We start from the raw sequence: 1,632 nt of genomic DNA on the forward strand, positions 1-1,632 counted from the left end.
CGGCAATTTTCAGGCAATATGTCCGCTCGGGTGATTTAATTCAAAGTTAGTTCGTCATCCTGCTTTTGGCAAGTGTACGCGGTGCTTTAGGCTGACGGTTTCATCAATTCGGAAGAACTTTTTCCTTCCCCCAAAGCGTTCGGGATGCTGCGCTCTGGATTCTTCAAGCAGGGCATTTCGACGGTCAAGAATTTCCTGGTGATAGCCGAAATGAACGGCGCAAGGCGGCAACAAATCCAAGCCGGAATGCAGATGTTCGTTGTTGTACCAGTCTACAAATTCAACGACAAATCGTTCCGCGTCATCAATACTCATAAAGTATTCCGGATACACGACCCTGCTTTTCATCGTGGCGAAGATACTTTCGGCAAAGGCGTTATCGTTGCTTGTGTGCGGTCTGCTGTGGCTTGACATCACATGCAGTTTTTCAAACAATGACTTCAGATCCTTGCTTCGCATCGGCTTGCCGTTGTCCGCATGGACAAGCAGAGACACGTTCCTTCCGGGGCAATGCTTCTGGATTGTCTCAGCAAAAAGATGCTCCGCCAATTTACCATCTTCCTTTGTATGCAAACTCCAGCCCACGATATACCTAGAATACATGTCGATAATCAGGTAGAGGTAATAGTACTTTCCCGTTACTTCCGAATGGAGCCAGGTTATGTCCCAACACCAGACCTGGTTCGGTCCGGTCGCCGAATATTCGGGCCGTTTACGTCGTTCGACAACACGTTCAACGGCCTTGCCGATACTTTGGTAATAAGCCTTCATGACTCGTTCGCAAGTTGACAGCGAAGCCACGTAGATTCCTTGGTCCATAAGCTTTGCGTGGGCAATGTTTAGCGGTAAGTCGCGATATTCCTCGCGGGTAAAACAATCAATAATTCGGGACGTTTCTTCTACAGAAAGTCTCTGCGAATTGTTCTCACGATAGCCGCCACGATTGTCCGCTACACTTTTGCACCAGCGCCTGTAGCGGCGTTCGCAAAGCCCAATGGCTTCGCAAGCCTTGGAGCGCCTTGCGCCATTTTGGACAGCCTCCTCGATGGCAGCAAGGATTTCCCGTTTCTTCGGCTCTGCTACTTTCCCTGTCCCAATATCTCCGAAGTTTTTTTTTGAAGAATCAGGAGCGCGGCTGCTTCCGCAAGCGCCTTCTCTTTTCGGGCTAGTTCCGCCTTGAGCTTGGCGACTTCATCCTCGTGCTGCTTTACGGACATTACGTTGCCATCGCCGGAATTTTCCATTGCGGAAAGCGAAAGGTCTCTCCAGGATTGAAGCTCTGTAAAGGAGACGCCGTTCTCGGCGCAGAACTTTTCCAGTTCGTCTATGCCCATGCCCTCTGATTTTGCGACGAGGCTGAACTTGTTTAACGCTGATCTTTTTGCCGATTTCTTGCTCATGGAGACTCCTTGACGATTGCGTTGCCGTTCCGCGGCAATCCATGAGTACAATGTAGCTTTCGGCAGGCTCATTTCTTCGGCGATGGTCTTTACAGACGGGCATCCCGGCTTCTTTATGCGTTCAAGAAACGAATCCCTGAGGGTTGTATCGGTAGTTTTTCTGGACATGAAAGTCCCCTTTCCGCCCCGTTTTTAGAAATTGAAAGCGGACATTTTGACCTGAGGAAGGGGG

General features: G+C 49.8%; 2 protein-coding genes. Both read right to left on the reverse strand.

Annotated elements, in window-relative coordinates:
- Positions 1–54 precede the first annotated feature (54 nt).
- Positions 55–1,098, reverse strand: a complete 1,044-nt coding sequence (locus tag BUB59_RS14860) for an IS3 family transposase (RefSeq protein WP_143160439.1) — start codon at positions 1,096–1,098, stop codon at positions 55–57.
- Positions 1,080–1,568 (reverse strand): terminase gpP N-terminus-related DNA-binding protein, encoded by a 489-nt coding sequence (locus BUB59_RS14865; RefSeq protein WP_073231425.1) that lies wholly within the window; start codon positions 1,566–1,568, stop codon positions 1,080–1,082. Before BUB59_RS14865 ends, BUB59_RS14860 begins: the two co-directional genes overlap by 19 nt.
- Positions 1,569–1,632: the final 64 nt, after the last annotated feature.

It is taken from the genome of Fibrobacter sp. UWEL, assembly GCF_900142535.1.
In the GTDB taxonomy this organism is placed as follows: Bacteria; Fibrobacterota; Fibrobacteria; order Fibrobacterales; family Fibrobacteraceae; genus Fibrobacter.